Source organism: Micromonospora sp. WMMD1076 (assembly GCF_029581475.1).
Lineage (GTDB): Bacteria > Actinomycetota > Actinomycetes > Mycobacteriales > Micromonosporaceae > Micromonospora > Micromonospora aurantiaca.
This window is the reverse complement of the sequence record NZ_CP120862.1, coordinates 1,211,386-1,235,783: the sequence shown is the minus strand read 5'-3', so window position 1 is coordinate 1,235,783 and position 24,398 is coordinate 1,211,386. Positions and strand designations below refer to the sequence as shown.

Here is a 24,398-nt window from a genome sequence, read left to right as displayed (position 1 = left end):
GGCCCGCGCGGTCAGCCCTGGAAGAACTCCGGTCCGCCGGCCGGCAGCGCCGGCACCTCCCCGTACGCGGCCGCCCGCCGGGCGAACTCGCGCAGCCCGGCCACCTGCCGCTCGCCCAGCGAGAAGTCGAGCGCCCGGAAGTACGTGGCGAGCGTGGCCGCGTCGAACGTCTCCCAGCGGGCCGCCGCCTCGGCCACCTGGTCCAGCTCGGACAGGCACAGGTCGCGCGAGCGCAGGAACGCCTCGTGCACCTCCTTGACCAGGCCCGGGTGGGCGGCGGCGAACTCGCGGCGTACCGCCCAGACGGCGAACACCATCGGCAGGCCGGTCCAGTCGTGCCACGCCTGCCCCAGGTCGGTCACTTCGAGGCCCTTGGCCGGCGCCTCGTAGAGCGCGCGCAGCGCCACGTCGCCGATGAGCACTCCGGCGTCGGCCTCCAGCAGCATCTGGGTCAGGTCCGGCGGGCAGCGGAAGTACTCCGGGCGCACGCCGTGCCGCTCGGCGAGCAGCAGCTGGGCCAGCAGCACCCCGGTACGCGAGGTGGAGCCGAGCGCCACCCGGGCGCCGTCCAGCTCGCCCAGCGGGCGGGTGGACACCACGTTCACCGAGAGCACCGGCCCGTCGCTGCCGACCGCCAGGTCGGGCAGGAGCAGCAGGTCGTCGGCGTGCTTGAGGAACTCCACCAGCGTGATCGGGCCGATGTCCAGGTCACCGGCGACCAGGTCGGCGCTCAGCCGGTCCGGCGAGTCCTTGTGCAGGTCGACGTCGATCAGCGCGCCGGACCGCATCAGCCCCCAGTAGATGGGCAGGCAGTTGAGGAACTGGATGTGCCCCACCCGGGGGCGGGCGATGCGATCGGCCATGACCCGACCGTATCCCCGCCGCCTCCGCCCCGCCCTCGGGGGAGGCACCGAAGTGGGCTACTCCGCAGTACGCGGGAAGGAAGGGCCCCTGCTTGACGCCTGCGGTAGGGGAAGGGGCCCTTCCTGACACCGGAGGTCAAGCGGGCTCCGCCGCGAGGGCTGCGGCGCGGGCGACGGTGCGCTCGCTGCGTACCGCGCGGCGGACCGGCCCGAGCAGCGCGACCACCACCAGCAGGCCGGCCACGCCGCAGCCGGCGATCAGCGTGCGCGGACCGGCCACCTCCAGCAGCAGCCCGCCCACCAGGTAACCGCCCATCGCGGCACCCTGAGCGGCCGCTCCGAAGACAGCGAACGCCCGGCCCCGGGCCGCCTCCGGCACCCGTCGTGCCAGCAGCAACTGGTCGAAGACGTTGTTGCCGCCGTTGGCCACGCCGCCCAGCAGCCAGATCGGCACGAGCAGCGACGCCGAGGGCACCGCCGCCGAGACGAGCACCGCCAGGCAGCAGCCGCCGAGCAGCACCAGCCCGGTGCCGAGCAGCGCGCCGTCGTCGGCGAGCCGGCGGGCGACCCGGGCGAACAGCCACGCGCCGAGCACGATGCCGAGCGTCCAGGAGCCGGTGACCAGGCCGTACACGGTGGTGCTGCTGCCGAGCGTCTCCCTGATGAAGAAGACCTCGATCACGTTCACCGCGCCGACCGCGCCGATCACCGCGGCCACGCTGCCGACCATCACCGTCAGCAGCGGGTCGCGGCGCAGCCGCCACGGGGGTGCGCCCACGGCGGCGGTCCGGGCCGTCGCCCGGCGGCCTCCCCTGCGGGTACGGACGAGCAGCCCGGCCGCCACCAGCGAGAGATAGCTGACGGCGCCGAGGAGCAGCGGTACCCGGGTGCCGAACTGGCCGACGAGCAGCCCGGCCAGCGCCGGTCCGGCGAGTGCGCCCAGCGTGCCGGCGGTCTGGTTCAGCGCGCCCGCCCGGGGCAGGTCCTCGGGCAGCACCATGACCGGCACCAGCGCGGAGATCACCGGCTGGGTGACCGCGAGCCCGGTGGCCAGCAGCGCCACGAGTGCGATCACCACCACCGGATCCGTGGCGTACGCGAGCGCCACGCATGTCGCACCCTGGCCGGTCCCGGCGGCGATCAGCAGCACCCGGCTGTCCACCCGGTCGGCGAGGCGGCCGGTCAGCGGGGCGAGCGCGACAAGCGGCAGTGTCGCGGCGAGCAACAGCCCGGAGACCGCGAGCCCACCGGCCCCGGCGGACTGAAGCGCGAGCGTGAGGGCGGTGGCGACCAGGAAGTTCCCGCAACTGGAGACGCCGCGCGCGGTGGCCGCGAGCCAGACGTCCAGCCAGCGCGACTCGACAGTTGTGAAGGACATACTTCGAAAGTAATCCTTCACAACTGTCGCGCGCAACCCCCTCAGTCGACGGGCATCGCCCGGTACTGGGTCGCCACCGGCCGGGCACCAGCGGGCGGATCGGTCCGGGTCCGCCGCCGATACGGCTCCATCAGCGCCTGGATCGCCTGGTTCAGCTCGGTCAGCTCCTCGGCGGTCATGAGCAGCATGCTGTCGCTGAACCAGGTCGCCGCGTACCACTCCGGCGGCTCGTCCGACGCGCGGCGCAACCACTCCCGGACCCGCTGGGCGTCACGGACCATGTGCGCCTCGACCAGCGCCGCCTCGGCGGCACGCGCCTCCGGATCGGCGTCCGGCCCCACCTCGACGTGGTACGACGGATTCACCGCCTGCCAGACCCGCTCCCGGGCGTCACCCCGGCCCGGCGCCTGCCGGACCAGCCCGAACTTCGCCAGCTCGCGCAGGTGGTAGCTGGTGGCGCTCGGGGACAGCCCGGCGATCTCGGCGCACTCGGTGGCCGTCGCACCGCCCTCCAGCGTGCCGAGATGTTCCATGATCGCCATGCGGGCCGGATGAGCGAGCGCCCGCATCACCTGCGGATCACTGATCGTCACCCGGCTCCTGCCGGGAAGCGGCTCGGTCATGCCTGAATGATCCCGCGGCCGCGGACGCCGGGATCCAGCGGTGGAACCCATCGGATCAGGCGACCTTGAGCTGCTCGTCACCGAAGTCGGCGATCAGTTCGAGGGTGCCGCCGAGCGCGCCGATGTAGCGCGCGAGCACCTCCTGGGTCGCGACGTTGCCCGACTCGATCTGCGAGACCCGGGCGACCGAGACACCCATCCTCGACGCCACCTGCTCCTGCGTCATCTCCCGCCGCTTGCGCAGCTCGGCGAGCCGCCACCCGCGCGCATGATCGAGCATCTCCCCGGCCTCGGCCTCGAACGCGCGCGGTCCGCCGGCGGTGTCGATCGCCCGGTCCAGGTGCGTGGTGTCACGCCAGCGCTTGACGCCGCTCATCCGTTCTCCCCCTGCCGGGCCACCAGGATCTCCCACTCCATTCCCCACTTCCGGACTTAACAATATTCTTAAGGCGGGGGCCGGGTCGAGCGAAACGCTTGCCACTACGAAATTCGTTGGCGTGACCGGCCGGTGCTCCCGTAGCGTGGAGGGCCGCCCGACGGCCGCGGTGAGCATGCACCGCAGCGGACGTCCCCGCGCCGGGAGCAGGCCAACCGCCCCGGACACGCGAGCGAGCCTCAGTTGAGCCATCGGAGTTCATCGTGCCCGCAACCGACCTTGACGCCACACCGAGCCTCGACGCCGAACTGGCCGCCGAGCGCAACCACCTCGACGCCTCCCGTGCCGCGCTGACCCGGATGCGGGAACGCGCCGAGGCGCTCTTCGCCACCGGCGACAAGGTGGCCGGAGACTCGTACACAGCCGAGCAGCTCGGCCGGCACATGGCCCGGCGGGTCAAGGAGCTGGCCGACGACCCGACCACCCCGCTGTTCTTCGGCCGCCTGGACTTCGGCGGCGACGACCCGGACCACGCCGGGCGGGAGTACCACGTCGGGCGGCGGCACGTCACCGACGAACTGGGCGAACCGCTGGTGCTGGACTGGCGGGCCCCGGTCTCCCGGTCCTTCTACCGGGCGAGCGCGCGTGACCCGCAGGGTGTCGCCGTACGCCGCCGGTTCGGGTTCAGCGCCGGGACGCTGACCAGCTTCGAGGACGAGCACCTGGACCGGGGTGAGGAACTCGGCACCGCCAGCCGCATCCTCACCGCCGAGATCGAGCGCCCCCGCGTCGGCCCGATGCGCGACATCGTGGCCACCATCCAGCCGGAGCAGGACGAGCTGGTCCGGGCCGACCTGGCCGACTCGATCTGCGTGCAGGGCGCGCCGGGCACCGGGAAGACGGCGGTCGGGCTGCACCGCGCCGCGTACCTGCTCTATCTGCACCGGGAACGGCTGCGCCGCTCGGGCGTGCTGATCGTCGGGCCGAACCGGGCGTTCCTGTCGTACATCGCGGCGGTGCTCCCCGCGCTCGGCGAGGTCGAGGTCGAGCAGGCCACCGTCGAGGACCTGCTCGCGCGGGTGCCGGTCCGCGCGATCGACGACCCGGCCGCCGCCGCGCTCAAGCACGACGTCCGGATGGCCGAGGTGCTGCGCCGGGCCGTCGACGCCCACATCGGTACGCCGACCGAGCCGATCATGGTGTCGGACGGCTCGTACCGGTGGCGGATCGGGCTCGACCCGCTGCACCGGCTGGTCACCGAGACCCGGCAGGAGGGTCTGCCCTACGCCACCGGCCGGGAACGCGTCCGGGCGCGGGTGGTGGGGCTGCTGCAACGCCAGGCGGAGGCGCGCCGGGCGGAGTCACCGAGTGACGCCTGGCTGCGCCGGATGAGCCGGATCAAGCCGGTCACCGACCTGCTCGACACGGTCTGGCCGGCGCTCACCCCGGACGGGCTGCTGCACCGGCTGCGTACCGACGCCGACGCGCTCGCCGCCGCCGCGGACGGCCTGCTCACGCCCGAGGAGCAGGAGCTGTTCCGCTCCGGCAGGATCGGTCGCACCGCGAAGGCGACCCGGTGGACCGCCGCCGACGCGGTGCTCGTCGACGAGGTGGCCGGGCTGCTCGAACGGCCCGCCGGCTTCGGGCACGTGGTCGTCGACGAGGCGCAGGACCTCTCCCCGATGCAGTGCCGCGCCATCGCCCGGCGCAGCGAGCACGGCTCGATCACGCTGCTCGGCGACCTGGCCCAGGGCACCGCGCCGTGGGCGGCCACCGACTGGCGGGACTCCCTGGCCCACCTGGGCAAGCCGGACGCGGCGGTGGTGCCGCTGAGCGTGGGCTTCCGGGTGCCGGCCGCAGTGGTGGCGTTCGCGAACCGGCTGCTGCCGGCGCTCGCCGTCGACGTACCCCCGGCCCGGTCGCTGCGCAACGACGGCGCGCTCGATGTGCGTACCGCCGAGGACCTGACGGCCGCGACTGTGGCCGAGGTGCGGGCGGCGCTCGCGCACGACGGCTCGGTCGGTGTGATCGCCGCCGACGACGCGGTCGACCGGCTCCGCGCGGCGCTCGCCGGCGCGGGCGTCGAGACCGCCACGGCCGACGACGTCGAGGCCGCGGCGCGCGTCACAGTGGTCCCGGCGACGCTGGTGAAGGGCCTGGAGTACGACCACGTGGTGGTCGTCGAGCCGGCCGCGATCGTGGCCGCCGAGCCGCGCGGGCTGCACCGCCTCTACGTGGTGCTGACCCGGGCGGTCTCCCGCCTGGCCGTGCTGCACCGCGAGCCGCTGCCCGCGCCGCTGACCGCCTGACGCGGACGGACCGGCCGCGCAGACGCGGGCGGACCGGCCGCGGGCTCGGCGGGGCGGGTCCGGTCAGGCGGACAGCGCGGCGGCGACCTCACGCAGCGAGCGGCCGGACTCGGCGATCGGCACGGTGAACGACAGCCAGGAGCCGTCGGTGAAGTCGATCCGCAGCCGCTTCGGGTTGAGCCGGTGCCAGCCGACCCGCGCGGAGGCGATCTCGCCGCGCGCGGCCGACCAGGCCACCGCGCTCTCGGCCAGCGCACGTTCCTCGGCCTCGCGCCCGGCGAGCAGCTTGACCCCGCCGGTGCGGCAGACCACCAGCCGCCGGTCGGTGACCGCGAGCAGCGTCTCCCGGACCTGGAGGTCGGGGCGGGGCGGGCGGAGCGCGCGGTGCAGCCGGGAGGCGGCGGTGCCGGGTGCGCCGCGTCCGGCGATCCCCCAGCCGATCGCGTCGACCAGGCGGTCGCCGCGGTCCCAGGTGGCCAGTGGCAGCAACACGTTGAGCAGCACCGAGCCGATCGTCCGCCGGCTCGGCTCGGCGGTGGACTCCGGCTCGGGCGGCGGCGCCGGAGCGAGCCCCTGGCCGACGTCGGCCTTGGCGTGGGCCAGGACACGCTCGCCCGGCTCGACGAGCAGGCCGATCCGGTCGCGGTATCTGGTCTCGTCCATCGGCTCAGTATCGGTCGTGGCCGTAGCCGTCGTCGGCGGGGCGCTCCGCACCCGGGGAGTTGCCCATCACCTCGCCGACGATCTCGCGTACGCGGGCGGCGGCGGCCTCCTGCGCCCGGTTCGCCGCCGAGGTGATCTCCTCGGCGAGCGTGTACGAGTCGAAGCGCATGGCCCGCGCGTTGATGTCGGTGGAGAGGATCTTGCCGTCGGCCGCGGCCACGACGGTGACCAGGCCGGAGTCGCTCACCCCCTCGGCGCTGCTCTGCTCCAGCTCGGCCATCCGCGCGCCGAGTTCGCGCTGCCACCCGTCCAGGTTGCGGGCCAGCGCCTCGATCCGGTCCAGAGCCGGGAACGTCATTGCTGCCTCTCAGTTCACGATCGAGTCGAACACGTTCTGCACGCCCTTGGTGTACGGGCCGAGATCCTCGCGGTACGTGCCGTCCACCAGGTAGTTGCGGTCCTTGCGCCCGTCGGAGACGTCGTGCAGGCCCATCCCGGTGTCGAGCAGGGCGCCGCCGATGCCCGGGATGTTCACCGGGGACGCCTGGTTGATGGCGAACTTGCCGGGGAAAAGGATCGCGGCGCGTTTGATCTTGAACGCGAACGCCTCCTTGCTGTAGCCGGACTTGTTCCACGCCCGGTACGCCTTCTTGGCCTGCCGAAGCTCCAGCACCACCCGGCGGTAGCGCATGAGCAGCTCGGCGACCTTCTCCAGCTTGGTGACCAGCTTGGTCAGGATCTCCGCGAACCGAGCCACGATCTTGACCATGCGGCCGACGGTGGTGGCGAGCCGGGCCAGCACCCGCACCACTGTGGCCGCCAGGGTCACACCGGCACTCAGCACGGCCGCCACCGCGGCGATGATGACCTCGGTCAGGAACCAGAGCAGGAACTCCAGGATCAGCTCGACCAGCAGGTTGAACGCGTCCACAGCGGCGTTCGCCGCGTCGACCAGCACCTCCTTGGTGCCGTCCAGACCTTTCGCCAGCTCCTCGATCGCCTCCTCGACCGACTCCATCGAGGCATGGAACCTGTCCGCCGCGTCGCCGTCCCAGGCGCCGCGCAGCCGGGCCCGGTCGGCGACCTGGTCCCCGGCGACCTGCCGGACCGTCTCGCCCGTGGTCAGCGCGAGCTGGGCCGCCCGCATCAGGTCGTCCGGCTCACCGGCGACCAGTTCCAGGAGCTGCTCGAACGGCCACAGCACCGCGTTCGACAGCGGCTTGAACGGGTCGGGCGTGCCCGACACGATCTGCTCGAAGTAGGTCTTGTTGCGCTGCAGCGCCTCGGTGCTCATCCCGCCCCCTCAGGCGCCCGGCTTGAACATGTCGGTGTTCGCCACGTCCGTACCGGTGTAGGCGTCGGCGGTGTCGTCGAGCCCCTCGGCGATGTCGGCCATCACCTCGGCGCCGTCCGCCAGCCCTTCCAGGCACGCCTCGAACTGCTGCTCGTACGCGGCGGCGAGGCTGAACGACGCGGGCATCACACCGAAGGAACGCCGGGCCACGTGGCCGTCGCGGAACGTCCGGTGCAGCTCACGGAACCGGCCGGCCCGGTCCCGGGAGGCGGCGGCGAACGCCGTCAACGCCTCCGGCTGGACGTCGAGATTCCTGCTCGGACTGGTCACGGACCCTCCCCAGTGTCCGGTCGGAACTTCCACCGTCGTCGACGGCGCCACCAGACTAGGGGATGCGAGCACCCGGTCAGGGGACAGCGGGGCCGGCGCACGCACGGTAGACAGTGTGGGCACAGCCCTTGCGCCCGAGGAGATCACCGATGATCCTGGCCCGCGCCGAACAGGTCAGCCGACGCTACGGCGAGGTGCTGGCGCTCGACCGGGTCGACCTGACCGTCCGGGCCGGGGAGCTGGTCGGCCTGCTCGGCCCGAACGGCGCCGGCAAGAGCACACTGATCAACCTGCTGGTCGGGCTGCGCCGCCCCACCGCCGGGCGGGTCGAGCTGTGCGGTGGCGACCCGCGCGACCCGGCGAACCGGCGGCGGCTCGGCGTCACCCCGCAGGAGACCGGCCTCCCCGGCACGCTGCGGGTCGGCGAGGTGGTCGACTTCGTCTCCGCCCATTTCCCCGACCCGGTGCCGCGAGGCGAGTTGCTCGACCGGTTCGGCCTCGCCGACCAGGTACGCCGGCAGACCGGCGGCCTCTCCGGCGGTCAGCGTCGCCGGCTCGCCGTGGCGCTGGCGTTCGTCGGCCGTCCCCGGCTGGTTGTGCTCGACGAGCCGACCACCGGACTCGACGTGGAGGCGCGGCACGCGCTCTGGGACGCGATCCGCGGCTTCCACGCCGACGGCGGCACCGTGCTGCTGAGCAGCCACTACCTGGAGGAGGTGGAGGCGCTCGCGCAGCGGGTGGTGGTGATCGGCCACGGGCGGGTCCTGGCCGACGACTCGGTGGCGGCGATCCGCGGGATCGTCGGCGTACGCCGGGTGAGCCTGGTCGCCGGCGACCTGCCGGCGCTGCCGGGCGTGGTCACCACCGAACGCGCCGACGGGCGGGTGCACCTGCTCACCACCGACGCCGACCAGCTCGTCCGCGACCTGGTCACCTCCGGGGTGCCGTTCCACGATCTGGAGGTCCGGCCCACCTCACTGGAGGAGGCGTTCCTCGCCATCACGGCCGACGACCGGCCCGCGCCCACCCCCGCCTAGGAGACCGCCGTGCCGCTCGCCCTGATCCACGCCCGCTACCACCTGTTGGAGATCATCCGGGTGCCGGTGGCGGTGGTGGGCAGCGCGTTCTTCCCCGCCGCCTCGATGCTCTTCTTCGTGGTGCCGTTCGCCGGCGACGACCCGGCCGGCGCCACCTACGCCACCGCCGCCATGGTGACCTTCGCGGTGATGACCGCCAACATCTTCCAGTACGGCGTAGGCGTCTCCGAGGACCGCGACCAGCCCTGGAACCCGTACACCCGGACCCTGCCGACCGGACCGGCACCGCGGCTGGCCGGGCGGATCCTGGCCGGGGTGGTCCTGACCTACGTCTCGATGATCCCGGTGGTGGTGATCGCGGCGGTCGCCACCGAGGCCCGGGTCAGCGCGGTGCAGTTCCTGCTCGGCCTGGGCGCGGTCGCCGTGGTCTCGGTGCCGTTCACGCTGCTCGGCCTGGCGATCGGCTACTCGCTGCCGAGCAAGGCCGCGATCGTGGTGGCGCAGGTGATCTTCTTCCCGCTCGCGTTCGGCGGCGGCCTGCTCTCCGGGCCGGACGACGCGCCCGGCTTCATCAAGGCGATCGCGCCCTACCTGCCGACCCGGGGTGCCGTGGAACTGATCTGGGCGGCGGTCACCGACTTCCGGCCGGACACCCGGGCGCTGGTGATGCTCGTGGTCTGGGTGCTGGTGCTCGCCGCGCTCGCCGGGTGGGCGTACCGGCGGGACGAGGGACGCCGCTTCAGCTGACCTTTTGTCCGGTTCCGGCCCGGTGGCCGACCCGGCGGTGCCACGATGCCGACAGGGCGGGCGAGCGGGCCGCCCCCGGCGAGAGGGGTCACCGTGAACGGCGTCGAGCCCGGCACGCCCTGCTGGACGGACCTGGCCACCCCCGCTCTGGACGACGCACGACGGTTCTACCCCGAGCTGTTCGGCTGGACCGGGCAGATCTCCCCGGAGCCGGACGCCGGCGGCTACACCGTCTTCCGCAAGGACGGCAAGGCGGTCGCCGGGGCCGGGCCACCCGGTACGCCCGACCAGGTGCCGGTCTGGTCCACGTACGTGGCGACCGACGACGCCGACCTGGTCGCGACCCGGGTGGAAGCGGCCGGCGGGCAGGTGGTCGTGTCCCCGTTCGACGTCGCGCGGCAGGGCCGGATGGCGGTGCTCGCCGACCCGGCCGGCGCGGTGTTCAGCGTGTGGCAGCCGATGACGATGCGCGGGGCCGAGCTGTACAACACGCCCGGCGCGATGTGCTGGAACGAGCTGGTCACGCCCGACCCGGAGGGTGCGAAGGAGTTCTACGCGCTGGTCTTCGGCTGGCATCCGGAGGAACGTCCGGCCGGGCCGGTCGCGTACACCGGGTGGCGCTGCGGCGCCCGGATCGTCGCCGGGATGCTGCCCCGGGCCGAGCCGATGCCGGAGGACCTGCCCGCTTACTGGGCGGTCTACTTCGCGGTGGAGGACGCCGACGCCACCGCCGCCCGGGCCGCCGAGCTGGGCGGCACCATCCTCGTCCCGCCGCGCGACAACCCGGCCGGACGCAGCGCCGCCCTACGCGACCCGGCCGGTGCCCTCTTCTCCGTCTCCACCCTCCGCTGACCCCACCCCACCCTCACCGCCTCCCGCCCGTTTCCGCCGTCGATCCTGCACTTGCGGCCCTCTCGACGCGATATATGCACCTTTTTCCGGGGGCCTAAAGTGCAAGATCAACAGCGTGGGAGGGGCGGCGGGACGGGAGGCAGAGAGGGTCAGGTGGGGCGGACGGGGACCACCAAGGGGCCGTGGTCGCCGGGGATGACGCGGATGCGGGCGCGGTAGTGGCGGGCCAGCAACTCCTCGGTGAGCACCTCCTCGGGCGGCCCGGCGGCGGCCACCCGGCCGTCGGCGAGCAGGACCAGGCGGTCGGCGTACTCGCCGGCGATGGAGAGGTCGTGCATGGTGGCGAGCACTGTGAGGCCGTGCGCGCGGCGGAGCTGGTCGACCAGTTCCAGCACCTCCTGCTGGTGCCCGATGTCCAGCGCACTCGTCGGCTCGTCGAGCAGCAGCAGGGTGGCGCCCTGGGCCAGCGCCCGGGCCAGGAAGACGCGCTGCCGCTCGCCGCCGGAGAGCGTGGCCAGCTCGCGGTGGGCGAACGGGCCCAGGTCGAGCCGGTCCAGCACCTCGTGCACGGCGGCCAGGTCGGCGGCGGACTCGCGGCCCAGCGGCGGGATGTACGGGGTGCGCCCGAGCAGCGCGTAGTCGAACACCGACATGCCGATCGGTACGACAGGGGACTGCGCCACCGTGGCCACCACCCGGGCGCGGTCGCGGCGGCGGAGCGCGCCGATCGGCGTACCGAAGAGGGCCACCTCGCCCGGACCGGTGAGCAGGCCGCCGACGGCGCGCAACAGCGTCGACTTGCCGGCGCCGTTGGGTCCGATCACCGTGACCCACTCGCCCGCCGTGACGGTGAGGTCGACGCCGGCGAGGACCGGGGTGCCGCCGAGTGCGACGCGCAGGTCGTGGACGCGCACCGCGGGGGCGTTCACATCGCCACCCGGCGGGCGGTACGCAGGACCAGCACGAAGAACGGGCCGCCGAGCAGCGCGGTGACCACGCCGATCGGGATCTCGGCGGGTGCGGCGGCGGTCCGGGCGACCACGTCGGTCAGAGCCAGGAACGCGCCGCCGAACAGCATCGACAGCGGCAGGATCACCCGGTGGCTGGAACCGGCGAGCAGCCGCATGGTGTGCGGCACGATGATGCCGACGAAACCGATCAGCCCGGACGCGGACACGGCGGCGGCGGTGCCCAGCGACGCGGCGGCGATCAGCAGGTAGCGGGAGCGCTGCGGGTGCAGGCCGAGACCGGCGGCCTCGTCGTCGCCGACGGAGAGCACGTCCAGCTCGCGCCGGTGCAGCAACACCACCACGGAGGTGAGCACGAAGTACGGCAGGACCAGCCACACGTCGTGCCAGCCGGCGGTGGCCAGCCGCCCGAGCAGCCAGGAGTAGACCTGCTGGATGTTGTCGGAGTGCTGTTGCAGCAGGTACGTCTGCCCGGCGGCGAAGAACGCCGACACCGCCACCCCGGCCAGGATCAGCGTGGCGGGTGACCGGTCCCGCCCGCCGGCCGCGCCGAGCAGGTACGTCAGCACGACCGCGCCGAGCGACCCGACGAACGCGGCGAGCGGGATGGTGATCGGCAGCCCGGTCAGCGCGCCGCCCGCACCGGCGCCGAGCACGATCGCCGCGGTGACCGCGAATCCGGCGCCGGCCGCCACGCCGAGCAGGTACGGGTCGGCCAGCGGGTTGCGGAAGACGCCCTGGTAGCAGCCGCCGGCCAGGGCGAGGAGCGCGCCGACGAGCAGGCCGAGCACGACCCGGGGCAGCCGCAGCTCGGTGATGATCGCGACTTCCCGCTCGGTGAGCCCGCTGTCCAGGTGCACACCGGGCAGCAGGTTGAGCAGTTCGGCCGCGACGCTGCCGGGCGGCAGGCTGACCGGGCCGAGGGAGACGCCCGCCACCAGCGCGACGAGCACCGCCACGACACCGGCGAACAGCCAGCGCTTACGCAGCCCGGCGGGCCGGACCGGGGCGCCGCCCGCGCCGGGCGTCCCGCGCCGCCCGGGGCGGGACAGCTGCCGGATGCCCGGCCGGGACGCCCGAGGCGTTCCGGCCGGGTTCGGGGCGGAGTCGGCCTGTCGCAGGGCCACGGTCAGGCCGGGACCTTGGCGGTGGCGTCGACGATCACCTTGAGCAGGTCGACCACGCGCGGGCCCCAGCGCGAGGCGATGTCGTCGTCCAGCTCCACGATCTGGTTGTTCTTCACGGCGGTGATGCCGGACCACCCGCTGCGCGCCTTCACCGTGTCGGCGCTCTGCTTGCAGCACTTGGTGTCGGAGAGGAAGACGAAGTCGGGGTTCGCCTTGACGATGACCTCCTGGGAGAGCTGCGGGTAGCCGCCGTTCTTCCCGTCGGCGTCGGACGCGTCGGCGATGTTCTCCAGGCCGGCGAGCGCGTAGATGGTGCCGATGAAGGTCTTGCTGGTCGCGCTGTACAGCTCCGGGCCCAGCTCGTGGTAGTAGGTCGGCTTCTCCGTACGCTTCGGCAGGTCCTTGGTCAGCGCGGTGATGTCGTCCTTCATCTTCCGCACCACGGCGTCCGCCTCGGACCGGTGGCCGGTGAGCGTGCCCAGGTCGTTGAGCTGCCGGTACGTGTCGTCGAGCGTGGTAGCGGCGGGGATCTGGAGGACCGGGATCTTCAGCGCGACGAGCTGGTCGACGATCTTGTTGAGGTTGTCGGAGAGCACCACCAGGTCGGGGTTCTTGGCCGCGATCGCCTCCGCGTTCGGCTGGTAGCCGGACAGGTCGGTGCGGGGCGCCTCGGGCGGGTAGTTCGACTGGTCGTCGGCGGCGGTGACCTGCTTGCCGGCGCCGATGGCGAAGAGCATCTCGGTGGAGGTCGGCGACAGCGAGACGATCTTCTCGGGCCGCTTCTCCAGCGTCAGCTTGCCGACGGTGGCCGGGAACGCGCCGCCGGAGCCGCCGGCGGCGGGGGTGTCGGTCGAGGTCTTCTCGGCGCAGCCGCCGAGAAGCAGCACGCCGGCCGCGAGCGCGGCGGCGAAGATCCGGGGGGTACGTCGGGACATGGTGCCTCCTGTCGGTCGAGGAGTGTGGTGCTTCGCCGACAGGGAAGGGGCCCGTCCGCGAGGCGCCCTTCCTCGAGAGCGCGTGTCGCGACCGGGCCGCAGGCGGCCTGGCTCGTCCCACGTCCGTCGGCGCCGGCGGAAGGCCGGCGCCGCGCGTACGGGGCATCACAGTTGCGGGACAGCGCCGGTTTCACACCGGCTTCGCTGTGGCACGGTCGGTGCCACGGTAGCGCACGACCAGCGGAGATCGTCCGGACGGGAGGGGTGGGCGGGAACCCCGGCGGGGGTGGAACCGGGGTTCCCGCCCGGCGGTGAGGTCAGCAGTACTGGCTCTGCTTGCCGATCGCCCGGTACGGGCAGTCGGCGTACTCGGACAGGATCAGCACGGCCTCCCGGTTGCGTGAGGTCTGCGCCGGGATCACCTCGTCCGGCGGGTAGAAGCCGCCGCCGGAGGCCGAGCCGGGGTACATCTCGAAGGTGTACGCCCAGATCTTGTGGGTGCCCCACATCCAGTCGATGCTGGTGCCGTCGGCGATGTAGAGGTCGCTCGACTGTTCCGGGGTGTAGTTGTTCGTCGCCGCCATCTGCCGTCCGATGGTGGCGAAGGTGTTGTACTGGTCGGCGTTCATCCCGGTGGCGGTGTTGTTGTACGTGTATCCGTACGGCCAGAGCACCAGCTGCGAGTAGGTGTGGAAGTCGATGTTCGCCTTGATCTGCTGCACTCCGCCGACGACCCGGCTGTTGACGAAGTTGCGCAGCGCCGCGGTCTCCGGGGCGGAGAAGGCGGACGGGCCCCGGTAGGTGTCCGACGACTTGGTGCCGGACGAGCCGCCGCAGCAGCCCCACTGGTAGCCCCAGTTGCGGTTCAGGTCGGTGCCGACGGCGGTGGATCCGCTGTTGGGCTGCCGGTTCTTGCGCCAGGAGCGGTACGAGCCGGTGGCGATGTCGTACTCGCTGCCGTCCGGGTTGACGGTGGGGACGATCCATATCTCCCGGGAGTTGACGATGCCGGTGATCCGGGAGTCGCTGCCGTAGTTGTCGGTGAAGAGGTTGAGCAGGTAGATCGCCATCTCCACGGTTAGGTGCTCGCGGGCGTGCTGCTGGGCGTTGAACAGGATCTCCGGCTCGGCCTCGTCGGTCGCGACGTTGTCGGAGATCTTCACCGCCATCAGGTCCCGGCCCTGGTACGACGTGCCGATGCTCAGCTTCCGGGCGATGGTCGGGTGGTCGGCGACCACCTTGTTCACCACGGCGGTCAGCTCGGCGTAGTCGTGGTAGTTCGAGTCGGCGGGCGGGAACGCGTTGGCGGTCATGCCCCCGTCGGCGTGGTTGTGTTCCGGCGCGACGTCCTTCTCGAGCCGGAATCCGAGCCGGGTGATCGCGTTGGCCTCGGCCTTGGTCGCCGTGACGTGCAGCACGCCGTGCTCGGAGTAGTCGATCGCGGCACCGGTGGAGGCGACCGCGGTGCGGTCGGCCGCCGTACGCGGGCCGAGCACCCGGTAGGCGACTGTGGTCGGCTCGCCGGAGCCTTCCGGTGCGGGCCGGGCGACGGCGGGGGCTGCGGCCGCGGTGACGACGGTGAGGCCGACGGCGGCGGCGAGCGCCAGCCGGCGGCGGAGCGGAGAGGAGCGGAAGGCCATGGACAACCTCCTGGGGGTACGGGAGATCCCGTTGTCCGCACACTCCACCAGGAGACACATGGTCATATCAATATCTGTCTCTATCTTTAGACATCCCGACCTGATCGTCACTTCGGCAATGATTTTCTATGCCTGAACATCTGGCGAAACTTCCCGCCAGGCGCGACAGTGAACGGCAACGATGCCGTCTCCCTGTGGAGCTGCCATGTTCGGAAGATCCCTGCGCGCGGTCGCCCTCGCCGGCCTCACCGCGCTCACCCTCCTCGGCACCACCGCACCGGCCCAGGCGCACGGGCGGCCGGGCGTCACGCACGACGAGCAGATCACGTTCCAGGAGTTCTCCCGCTACCCCGACTGGCGTAGCGGCTCCCACCAGGGCACCCGGGCCGTACCGGGCCGCCACCCCGCGCTGACCATCGGCCGCCCGGCGGGCACCACCGAGTTCACCGACGAGCACACCGGCATCACCCGCACCTGGGAGTACGCCACCTGGACCTCGCCCCAGCGGCGGATCGGATTCGACGCCAGCGAACTGATCGCGTCCTGGAACGCCGCCACCCCGGCCGGCACCTGGATCCAGGTCGAGCTGCACGGCACGTACAACACCGGGGAGCAGACCCCGTGGTTCGTCATGGGCCGCTGGGCCTCCGGTGACCAGGACATCAAGCGGTCCACGCTGGACGGCCAGGGCGACCCGTGGTCGAGCATCTGGACCGACACGTTCTCCGTCGACGACGCCTCGGCCGGGGTGCTGCTGCGCTCGTACCAGTTGCGGCTGACCCTCTACCGCGCGCCCGGCCAGGCCGCCGCGCCGCAGGTGCGGATGGTCGGCGCGATGGCGTCGAACGTGCCGGACCGGTTCACCGTCACGCCGAGCCGCGGCGGCATCGCCTGGGGCACCGAGCTGGCGGTGCCGCGCTACTCGCAGAACATCCACATCGGCGAGTACCCCGAGTACGACGGCGGCGGCGAGGCGTGGTGCTCCCCCACCTCGACGGAGATGGTGGTGGAGTACTGGGGCCGCAAGCCCTCGGCCGAGGACGTCTCCTGGGTCGACCCCACCTACCCCGACCCGACTGTCGACCACGCCGCCCGGATGACCTACGACTACGAGTACGAGGGCGCCGGAAACTGGCCGTTCAACACCGCGTACGCGGCGAGCTTCCCCGGCCTGGAGGGGCGCGTCACCCGGCTGCACTCGCTGGACGAGGCCGAGCGCTTCATCAAGGCCGGCATCCCGGTGGTGACCTCGCAGTCGTTCCTCGCCAGCGAGCTGGACGGCGCCAACTACGGCACCTCCGGGCACCTGTTCGTGATCGTCGGCTTCACCGCCGACGGCGACGTGATCGTCAACGACCCGGCGTCCTCGTCGAACGACGCGGTCCGCAACGTCTACAAGCGGGAGCAGTTCGAGCAGATCTGGCTGCGCACCAAGCGCTACCGGGCCAACGGCACAGTGGCCTCCGGCTCCGGCGGCGTCGCGTACCTGATCAAGCCGACCGCCCGGCCGTGGCCGGTCGTCCCGGGCTCGACCAACTGGTGAACCGCTCGACCAACCGGTGAACGACGAGGGCCCGGCGCCACCTGCGGCGCCGGGCCCCTCGTCCGTCCGCTCAGCCGTCGCGGCGCTCGGCGTCCGGCTCGTCCTCACCGGCGAGCGCGGTGCGCAGCCGGTCCTTCTCCGCGCGCCGCCGCTCCGACGCCTCCGCCATCTCCCCGGCCATCTCGTCCCGCCAGTTGCGCAGCAGGAAGAACGACAGCGCGGCGGAGGAGATCAGCGCCACCATCAGCCGCAGGAACATGTTCATCTCGACGAACCAGAGGGCTGCCAGGACGGCGACGAACAGCCCGACCCGGCCCAGCGTGTACTTGACCGCCGCGCTCATTCCCGCATTCCCACTCTCTCCGTGCCTCAGCCCGTACGCCGGGCCAGCCAGTGCACGCCATGAAACCAGATGACGGCGTAGACCACTGTGAACACCGCCGCAGCCGACGCGCCGGTGAACAGCGCGGGCAGCCCGGAGGCCAGGCCCGCGGCCAGCAGACCGGCGAGGACGCCGAGCCCGAGGCCGGCCAGCGCGGCCACCACCCGGGCGGCGCCGAACTCCCAGGCCCGGAACTCGTCCCAGAACAGCCAGAGCGGCAGGATCACCGCGAGCCAGCCGTTCGTACCCCCGAAGCCGCTGTCGCCGACCGTGGCGAACGCCCACTCGAAGACCAGCAGCGCCAGCACCCCGATGACCAGGCCGGCCAGGCTCACCCCGAGCAGGTCACCGAGGGTGAGGATGCGGCCTTCGGCGTCGCGCCGGGGGAAGCCGCGCTGCTGTTCCTCGTCGCTCATCGCCAGGTCAGGCCCAGACCTGCTGCGGCTCGGACCGGCGCTCCGCCAGCGACGGCGGCCCGTCGTACTCGCGGACGATCTCGTAGCGGGTGTTCCGCTCGACCGGACGGAAGCCGGCGTCCCAGATCATGTGCAGCAGGTCGTCGCGGTGCATGGTGTTCGGCGTGCCGTACGAGTCGGCGTCGTGGGTGATCTTGTATTCGACCACCGAGCCGTCCAGGTCGTCGACGCCGAAGTTCAGCGAGAGCTGCGCGACCGACAGCCCGTGCATGACCCAGAAGCACTTGACGTGCGGCACGTTGTCGAACAGCAGCCGGGAGACCGCGAACGTCTTGAGCGACTCGGCCGGCGAGGCCATCGTGGTCCGGGCCTGGATCCGGTTACGGATCTTGCCGTCCGCCGAGTCGACGAAGTCGTGCTGGTAGCGCAGCGGGATGAAGACCTGGAAACCGCCGGTCTCGTCCTGGAGCTCGCGCAGCCGCAGCACGTGGTCGACCCGGTGCCGGGGTTCCTCGATGTGGCCGTAGAGCATGGTCGACGGCGTCTTCATGCCCTTCGAGTGGGCCAGCCGGTGGATGCGCGACCAGTCCTCCCAGTGGCAGTTGTGGTCGACGATGTGCTGCCGGACCTCCCAGTCGAAGATCTCCGCGCCGCCGCCGGTGAGCGACTCCAGGCCGGCGTCCATCAGCTCGTCGAGGATCGCGTCGGCGGTCAGCCCGCTGATCTTCTCGAACCACTGCACCTCGGTCGCGGTGAACGCCTTGAGGTTGACGTTCGGCAGCGCGGTCTTCAGCTCGCGCAGCACCTTCGGGTAGTAGCGCCAGGGCAGCGTCGGGTGCAGGCCGTTGACGATGTGCAGCTCGGTGAGCTGCTCGTCCTCCATCTCCTTGGCCTTGCGGACCGCCTCGTCGATACGCATCGTGTAGGCGTCCTTCTCGCCCGGCTTGCGCTGGAACGAGCAGTACGCGCACGACGCCGAGCAGACGTTCGTCAGGTTCAGGTGCCGGTTGACGTTGAACATCACCCGGTCGCCGTTGATCTCGGTGCGCCTGTGGTGGGCCAGCCGGCCCAGCCAGGTCAGGTCGTCGCTGGCGTAGAGGGCGATGCCGTCCTCGCGGGTCAGCCGCTCCCCCGCGTACACCTTCGCCTCGAGTTCGCGCTTGAGTCCGGCGTCCATCCGAAAGCCACGTCCTTCCACCTGGGTTCCCGATCGAGCGTACGTCGCGGGTCCGACCGGCCGCCGACGTGGTCGTGCCGGTTCACCCGTGGTCACGCTCCGCACATCGACATCGTCGCAACCGTGAGGTAAGACAGGGTGGGGCGGAACACACACCAGGGCCGTCCTGTCCCGACACGCCCCAACCACGCGTGACGGACCCCAGACCGGACGGGGAGCGGTATGGCTCACAGCACCAAGGCCCGACGGCGACGAGGACGGCAGCCGGTGATCTCACCGATCCTGCGCCCGGCGCTCTGGTCCGCCCTCCTGGGGGCGGTCGCGGCCGCGGCGCTCGCCACACCCGCCTGGGCCGACCCGCTGCCCGACGTCGTACCCGACACCGGCTCCCGGCCCCAGGTCACCGGCCCCCTGCAACTGCCCGGCTCGTCCGGCGCCGTCCGCGGCGTACCCGGCGTACCGGGCGCCGTTCCCGGCCTCCCCGGCGCCGTCCCGGGCCTGCCCGGCGTCACCACCCCGGGCGGCACTGCGGGCCTGCCGGGCACCACCGGCGGGACCAACCCGGCCGACGGCCCGCTGATCGCCCAGATCAACCAGCTCGACGCCCGGGTCACCCTCCTCGGCGAGGAACTGCTCCGGATCAAGACCGCGCGGGACGCCGCCCAGACCGAGCTGACCCAGTCCGCCGCCCGGCTCAAGGAGGCGCAGGACGCGCTCCGCCGCGCCCAGGACAACGCCAAGAGCGCCGCCGCCGACGCCGTGAAGGCCGACGCGGCGGTGCCGCCCGGTGAGTTCGGCGCCAGCCTGCGCGACTTCGCCAACCTCCAGCGCATCACCCGGGGCGACAAGGCCGAGGGCGCCACCACGTCGGTGACCGGCGAACTCCTGCGCGCCACCGGCGCCGAGGAGGCCGCCCGGAAGGCACACGAGTCGGCCCAGCGCCGGGCCACCGAGCAGACCACCGCGTACACCCGCGCCGAGGCCGACCTGCGCAAGCAGGAAACGACGCTCGTCGCGCTGCGCAAGGAGAACGCGGCCAAGCTCCTGGAGATCGAACGCCTGGCGGACGCCGCCGAACAGCGGCTCGGCACCTCGTACGTGGTCGATCAGAGCATCGACGGCCTGGTGGCGGACCCACGGGCGCTCGCCGCCGTGCGCTACGCCCTCGCCCAGCTCGGTGACCCCTACCTGTGGGCCGCCGAGGGCCCGGACCGGTTCGACTGCTCGGGCCTGATGCTCGCCTCCTACCAGGCGGCCGGCTACCGGGGCCTGCCCCGCGTCGCCAAGGACCAGTACTTCGCGACCCGTTCCCGTACCGTCTCGCCGAACGCCCTGCTCCCCGGCGACCTGCTGTTCTTCGCCTCCAGCAGCAGCTGGACCAGCGTCCACCACGTCGCCATGTACATCGGCAACGGCAAGATGGTGGAGGCGCCGCGGACCGGCGACGTCGTCAAGATCTCGGTGGTCCGATGGTCCCGGCTCTACGCCGCGACCCGGGTGATCGGTGCCGTACCCGCCCCGGCCACCCCAGCCCCGCCGCCGACCGTGCCGGCCACGCCGACGCCGTCGACCACGCCCAAGCCGACGCCCACCACGCCGGCGCCGTCGACCACGCCCAAGCCGACGCCGACCACGCCGAAACCCACCACGCCGACGCCGACGCCGACGACGTCCAGCCCGGCGCCGAGCACGCCACCGCCGAGCCCGACCGACTCGCCCGACCCGACGCCGAGCCAGAGCGCGAGCGCCGCGCCGAGCAGCAGCAGCGCCGCGCCGAGCAGCAGTGGCGTCGCGCCGAGCAGCAGTGGCGTCGCGCCGTCGAGCAGCACGTCCGGCAGCGGCTCCGCCAGCCCGAGCAGCAGCACCGACTGACCCAACCGCCGCTCCGGCTGTGCTCCCGGGCCGGAATATGGCACGGTGAGATCCAGGCACTTCCGGTCGGCGCCACGGCCGGAGGCGAGCGTGGGTGCGGAGGGGCGAGATGCGCGAGCAGGACGTTCCGGCGGAGAAGGTCCACCCGGGACCGACGCCCGGCCCCGCCGACCCGTCCGGCGACGACGACCACGGTTCGGCCCCACCCGGGCCGGTAGCCGTCGCGCGGGCACGGGTGTCGGTCGCGGGCTCGGCCGTGCCGCCGCCCGCCGGTGACGAGCAGCCGCTGCCGCAGGCCGGTCCCACGACGTACCGGGCGGCCGCCCCGGCGGACACCCCACCGCCGCTGGACCGGCGCCTCCCCGGCGCCACAGTGCCGCCGTCCAGTTGGTCCGCCTTCGCCGTGGGCGAACGCCAGGCGACGTCCCAGCCCGCCTCCGCGGAGGCCGACGGCGACGCCTCCCCGGGTACGCCCGGCAGTGCTCCGGCCGCCATCCCGGCACCCCGCGTCTCCGGTTCCGCACGCGTGCCCACGCCCGTCGCGACCGCCGACGCGGCAGCACCAGCCGACGCCGTACCGGACCGCGACACCGCACCGGCCGGGCAGGCGGACGGGACCACCGTCGAGCCGCACCACGACTCCCTGTCCCCGGCAGCCGGTTCGGCCAAGTCTCCGCCGAACACGGCACCGGCCTCCGCCGCCGGCCGCTCGGCCCCGCTCACCGGCGCGTCCACGGGCACCGAGCAGGCCGGGTCCGCACTCGCCCGGGCCAGCGCGTCGGTACCCGGCCTGAGCCCTGTCTCCGCCGAGGAGGCCGCCGCCTCCGTGGTGGCCGCGCCGCCCGCCGCCGCCACCGTCTACCGGGCCGGTCCGGTGAACCCGGAACCGCCGGAGCCGGTCCAGCCGCCGGAACCCGCGCAGCCCCCGGCGCCGAACGGCCCCGAGCCCGAGCCGGCGCCGACCCCGGTGCCCGGTCCGACGCCACCGTCGCCCGCGCCGCCGGTACCCGAGCCGGAACCACCGCTGCGGCCCACGCCACCCCTGCCCACGCCGCCCGCGCCCACCCCGCCGACGCCCACGCCCGGACCGGTGCCACCGGTCCCCGGGCCGCCGGTACCGCCGCCGGGTCCGCCCGTACCGCCGCCACCGCCCCCGCCGGGTCCGATGCCCGCGCCGCCGTTCCCGCCGCCACCGGCGATGACCGGCGGGCCGGGCCCACTGGCCGCGCCGCTGTTCCCCGCCCCGGCGCCCGGCCCGTCGTTCCCGCCCGCGCGGGCCGCCGTGCCGAGCCCGCCGGCCACGCCCGGCACGCCGGACGGTGCGCTGCCGTCGTGGGCCGCCGCACCCGTGTCGGCACCGCCGCCGCCACCACCGTTGCCGGCCCCGGCGCTGCCGACCTGGCCGCCGCCGGCCACGCCCGCCCTCGACGCCGACACGACCCGTCCGGTACGCGCGCAGCCCGCCGGCCCGGATCTCGCCGGCGCCGCGTACGGCGGGACCGACGGGCCCGGTTTCGCCACCGTGTCGTTCCCGCAGGGCAACCCGCTGGAGAACTCCGGATCGCTGACCGGGCACATCCTGGCCCAGGGCTGGTCCGAGGAGAGCCCGGCGGCCCGGGGCGGCAACACCAAGGTGATCATCGTGCTGGCCGTCGCGCTGACCATGCTCATCGCGATCAGCCTGCTCGTGGTCTTCCTCGCCAACGACGCGTTGAGCGGCCTGACCGGGACCGTGCTCATCGAGTGACGAGGGTGAGCCCGCCCACTACCGCTTCGCGTTGCCGTGGCGGACTCGGCGATGCGCCGTACACTTGTTTCCGGACACTGACCCGGCGCGCCCGACTACGCGCGCCCATGGGCGATCTTGCGGGCGATTCGGCGGCGTGACAGGCCGCGGCGGGCCATCGCGAAGATGCGCCCCGCTCGAGAGGTATTTCTTGACCACGTTCGCTGAATCCAGCACGTCCCCGTCCGTCGACCCGACGCCTGAGACCGTCGGCTTCGCCTCGCTCGGCCTGCCCCGGCAGGTCGTCGAGACGCTCGCCCGGCAGGGCATCACCACCCCGTTCGAGATCCAGCGGGCCACGCTGCCCGACTCGCTGGCGGGCCGCGACGTCCTCGGCCGCGGCCAGACCGGCTCGGGCAAGACGCTCGCCTTCGGCCTGCCGGTGATCGCCCGGCTCGCCGACCGCAACCGGGCCCGGCCGCTGCACCCCCGCGCCCTGGTCCTGGTCCCCACCCGTGAACTCGCCATGCAGGTCAACGACGCCCTCGTGCCGCTCGGCAAGTCGGTGGGCGTGTTCCTGAAGACCGCCGTCGGCGGCGTGCCGTACGACCGGCAGATCGACGCGCTGCGCCGCGGCGTGGAGATCGTCGTGGCCACCCCGGGACGGCTCGGCGACCTGATCGAGCGCGGCGTGTGCCGGCTCGACGACGTCGAGATCACCGTGCTGGACGAGGCCGACCAGATGGCGGACATGGGCTTCCTGCCCGAGGTCACCCAACTGCTGGCGAAGACTCCGGCGGACGCGCAGCGGCTGCTGTTCTCGGCCACTCTGGACAACGACGTCGACACGCTCGTCAAGCGGTTCATGACCGATCCGGTCACCCACTCGACCGCACCGGCCACCGCCGCGGTGTCCACGATGGATCACCACCTGCTGCTGATCCCGCCGCACGACAAGTTCGCGGTCGCCGCGTCCATCGCCGCCCGTGAGGGCCGCACCATGCTGTTCGCCCGTACGCAGCTCGGCGTGGACCGGCTGGTCGAGCAGCTCGCGGCCGTCGGTGTGCGGGCCGGTGGGCTGCACGGCGGCAAGACACAGCGCATGCGTACCAGGACGCTCGCCGAGTTCCGCGAGGGCCGCACGCCCGTGCTGGTCGCGACCGACGTGGCGGCCCGCGGCATCCACGTCGACGGCGTCTCGCTGGTGCTGCACGTGGACCCGCCGAAGGACCCCAAGGACTACCTGCACCGGGCCGGCCGTACGGCCCGGGCCGGCGAGTCGGGCGCCGTGGCGACGCTGGTGCTGCCCAAGCAGCGCCGCACCACTCTGGCCATGATGGAGAAGGCGGGCGTCGAGCCGGCCGAGACCCGGGTCCGGGCGGGCGACGAGGCGCTGGCCGAGCTGACCGGCGCGCGCGAGCCCAGCGGCGTACCGGTCCGGGACGAGCCGGAGCCGCGACGCGGCGGCGGCTCGCGCCGCTTCGGCGACCGCGACGGCCGGGGCTTCGACCGGGGCGGCCGGGGCTTCGGCGGCGGACGCGACTTCTCCGACCGTGGCGAACGCCGGTTCGGCGACCGTGACGGCCGGGGCGAGCGTCGCTTCGGTGACCGGCCGGCGGGCGAGCGGTCCGGCGACCGGTTCGCGGACCGTGGCGGTGACCGCCGGTTCGGCGACCGGCCGTCGGGTGAGCGCTACTCGGGCGAGCGGTCCGGCGGCGAGCGCCGCTTCGGGCGGCCGGAGCGTCGCGACGACCGGAGTTTCGGCGACCGGCGGTCCGACGGCCGGGGCTTCGGCGAGCAGCGGTCCGACGACCGCGGCCAGCGCGGCGACGACCGGCGCTTCGGCGAGCGGTCCGACCGGCCGTACGGGGACCGGCAGCGGCCGGCGGCCGGACGCGGGTACGACCGCGACGAGCGGCGGTACGACGACCGGCCGAGCGGCTCGCGCGGCTTCGGTGACCGGCGCCAGGACGACCGCCCGCACGCCGAGCGGCGTTTCGGTGACCGGGGCGACGCCCGACCGGCCGAGCGCCGGGGCGGCTTCCGGGCCGAGGGGCGGGGCCGGGACGACAGGCGCGGCTTCGGCGGGCGCCCGCCGGCACGTACCCACTGATCTGCGCGCACCCACAGACGCCGCCGC

General features: G+C 73.3%; 22 protein-coding genes, 1 pseudogene and 1 riboswitch. Of the genes and pseudogenes, 8 read left to right on the top strand and 15 right to left on the bottom strand.

Going from position 1 to position 24,398, the window contains the following annotated elements; genetic code table 11:
- Positions 1-11: 11 nt before the first annotated feature.
- The 4 genes from O7622_RS06120 to O7622_RS06105 all read right to left on the bottom strand — a co-directional run bounded on the left by O7622_RS06120 (position 12) and on the right by O7622_RS06105 (position 3,240).
- Positions 12-863, bottom strand: coding sequence for a menaquinone biosynthesis protein (locus O7622_RS06120; protein ID WP_282312268.1), 852 nt, complete (start codon positions 861-863; stop codon positions 12-14).
- Between the two features lie 136 nt (positions 864-999).
- Complete coding sequence (locus tag O7622_RS06115) at positions 1,000-2,241, bottom strand: MFS transporter (protein WP_282312267.1); 1,242 nt, start codon at positions 2,239-2,241, stop codon at positions 1,000-1,002.
- 41 nt (positions 2,242-2,282) lie between these two features.
- Entirely contained in the window at positions 2,283-2,864 is a 582-nt protein-coding gene (locus tag O7622_RS06110; RefSeq protein WP_282312266.1) for a winged helix-turn-helix domain-containing protein, read from the bottom strand.
- Between the two features lie 55 nt (positions 2,865-2,919).
- Positions 2,920-3,240, bottom strand: coding sequence for a helix-turn-helix transcriptional regulator (locus O7622_RS06105; protein WP_282312265.1), 321 nt, complete (start codon positions 3,238-3,240; stop codon positions 2,920-2,922).
- A gap of 263 nt (positions 3,241-3,503) precedes the next feature.
- Between O7622_RS06105 and O7622_RS06100 the strand changes: the two genes are divergently transcribed.
- Positions 3,504-5,549, top strand: coding sequence for an AAA family ATPase (locus tag O7622_RS06100; protein ID WP_282312264.1), 2,046 nt, complete (start codon positions 3,504-3,506; stop codon positions 5,547-5,549).
- Between the two features lie 63 nt (positions 5,550-5,612).
- On the opposite strand, the gene O7622_RS06095 is transcribed toward O7622_RS06100, so the two are convergent.
- From O7622_RS06095 to O7622_RS06080, 4 genes are read right to left on the bottom strand one after another with little or no spacing between them, the layout of a single operon-like run.
- A complete protein-coding gene (locus tag O7622_RS06095) occupies positions 5,613-6,212 on the bottom strand; it encodes a hypothetical protein (protein ID WP_282312262.1) in 600 nt (199 codons plus the stop codon).
- A 4-nt stretch (positions 6,213-6,216) separates the two neighbouring features.
- Positions 6,217-6,570, bottom strand: coding sequence for a YbaB/EbfC family nucleoid-associated protein (locus O7622_RS06090; protein ID WP_282312260.1), 354 nt, complete (start codon positions 6,568-6,570; stop codon positions 6,217-6,219).
- 9 nt (positions 6,571-6,579) lie between these two features.
- Positions 6,580-7,506 (bottom strand): WXG100 family type VII secretion target, encoded by a 927-nt coding sequence (locus O7622_RS06085; RefSeq protein ID WP_282312259.1) that lies wholly within the window; start codon positions 7,504-7,506, stop codon positions 6,580-6,582.
- 9 nt (positions 7,507-7,515) lie between these two features.
- A complete protein-coding gene (locus tag O7622_RS06080) occupies positions 7,516-7,836 on the bottom strand; it encodes a type VII secretion target (protein WP_282312258.1) in 321 nt (106 codons plus the stop codon).
- Positions 7,837-7,985: 149 nt separating this feature from the next.
- On the opposite strand from O7622_RS06080, the gene O7622_RS06075 reads away from it, so the two are divergent.
- The 3 genes from O7622_RS06075 (at position 7,986) to O7622_RS06065 (ending at position 10,472) form a co-directional block, all read left to right on the top strand.
- Complete coding sequence (locus tag O7622_RS06075; protein WP_282312257.1) at positions 7,986-8,873, top strand: ABC transporter ATP-binding protein; 888 nt, start codon at positions 7,986-7,988, stop codon at positions 8,871-8,873.
- A gap of 9 nt (positions 8,874-8,882) precedes the next feature.
- Positions 8,883-9,620 carry an ABC transporter permease gene (locus O7622_RS06070; RefSeq protein ID WP_282312256.1) on the top strand — a complete coding sequence of 246 codons (738 nt, stop codon included), beginning with the start codon at positions 8,883-8,885 and terminating at the stop codon, positions 9,618-9,620.
- A 93-nt stretch (positions 9,621-9,713) separates the two neighbouring features.
- Positions 9,714-10,472 (top strand): VOC family protein, encoded by a 759-nt coding sequence (locus O7622_RS06065; RefSeq protein WP_282312255.1) that lies wholly within the window; start codon positions 9,714-9,716, stop codon positions 10,470-10,472.
- 149 nt (positions 10,473-10,621) lie between these two features.
- Here O7622_RS06065 and O7622_RS06060 read toward each other — a convergent pair whose 3' ends face one another.
- The 4 genes and pseudogenes from O7622_RS06060 to O7622_RS06045 form a co-directional block, all read right to left on the bottom strand.
- Positions 10,622-11,401: an ABC transporter ATP-binding protein gene (locus O7622_RS06060; RefSeq protein ID WP_282312253.1), complete on the bottom strand. Its 780-nt coding sequence runs from the start codon at positions 11,399-11,401 to the stop codon at positions 10,622-10,624.
- Complete coding sequence (locus O7622_RS06055; protein WP_282314054.1) at positions 11,398-12,492, bottom strand: iron ABC transporter permease; 1,095 nt, start codon at positions 12,490-12,492, stop codon at positions 11,398-11,400. Before O7622_RS06055 ends, O7622_RS06060 begins: the two co-directional genes overlap by 4 nt.
- A gap of 77 nt (positions 12,493-12,569) precedes the next feature.
- The gene (locus O7622_RS06050; protein ID WP_282312252.1) at positions 12,570-13,502 is read right to left on the bottom strand and encodes an ABC transporter substrate-binding protein; all 933 of its coding nucleotides are present in this window, start codon (positions 13,500-13,502) and stop codon (positions 12,570-12,572) included.
- Positions 13,503-13,608: 106 nt separating this feature from the next.
- A riboswitch (cobalamin riboswitch) is annotated at positions 13,609-13,702 on the bottom strand.
- A 120-nt stretch (positions 13,703-13,822) separates the two neighbouring features.
- A pseudogene (locus tag O7622_RS06045) lies at positions 13,823-15,142 on the bottom strand (M14 family metallopeptidase); the annotation flags it as partial.
- Between the two features lie 205 nt (positions 15,143-15,347).
- On the opposite strand from O7622_RS06045, the gene O7622_RS06040 reads away from it, so the two are divergent.
- Entirely contained in the window at positions 15,348-16,685 is a 1,338-nt protein-coding gene (locus O7622_RS06040) for a C39 family peptidase (protein WP_282312251.1), read from the top strand.
- Positions 16,686-16,755: 70 nt separating this feature from the next.
- Here the strand turns inward: O7622_RS06040 and O7622_RS06035 are convergent, their stop codons facing one another.
- From O7622_RS06035 to mqnE, 3 genes are read right to left on the bottom strand one after another with little or no spacing between them, the layout of a single operon-like run.
- Positions 16,756-17,028 carry a DUF4229 domain-containing protein gene (locus tag O7622_RS06035; RefSeq protein ID WP_091414468.1) on the bottom strand — a complete coding sequence of 91 codons (273 nt, stop codon included), beginning with the start codon at positions 17,026-17,028 and terminating at the stop codon, positions 16,756-16,758.
- Between the two features lie 26 nt (positions 17,029-17,054).
- Complete coding sequence (locus O7622_RS06030; protein WP_282312247.1) at positions 17,055-17,483, bottom strand: hypothetical protein; 429 nt, start codon at positions 17,481-17,483, stop codon at positions 17,055-17,057.
- A gap of 7 nt (positions 17,484-17,490) precedes the next feature.
- Positions 17,491-18,660, bottom strand: coding sequence for an aminofutalosine synthase MqnE (gene mqnE, locus O7622_RS06025; protein ID WP_282312246.1), 1,170 nt, complete (start codon positions 18,658-18,660; stop codon positions 17,491-17,493).
- Positions 18,661-18,882: 222 nt separating this feature from the next.
- Here mqnE and O7622_RS06020 point away from each other — a divergent pair, with 222 nt between their 5' ends.
- From O7622_RS06020 to O7622_RS06010, 3 genes are all read left to right on the top strand, one after another.
- On the top strand, positions 18,883-20,532 hold the full coding sequence (locus O7622_RS06020; RefSeq protein ID WP_282312245.1) for an NlpC/P60 family protein: 1,650 nt from the start codon (positions 18,883-18,885) through the stop codon (positions 20,530-20,532).
- A gap of 109 nt (positions 20,533-20,641) precedes the next feature.
- Positions 20,642-22,279: a hypothetical protein gene (locus tag O7622_RS06015; protein WP_282312244.1), complete on the top strand. Its 1,638-nt coding sequence runs from the start codon at positions 20,642-20,644 to the stop codon at positions 22,277-22,279.
- A 190-nt stretch (positions 22,280-22,469) separates the two neighbouring features.
- The gene (locus tag O7622_RS06010) at positions 22,470-24,371 is read left to right on the top strand and encodes a DEAD/DEAH box helicase (protein ID WP_282312243.1); all 1,902 of its coding nucleotides are present in this window, start codon (positions 22,470-22,472) and stop codon (positions 24,369-24,371) included.
- Positions 24,372-24,398 lie beyond the last annotated feature (27 nt).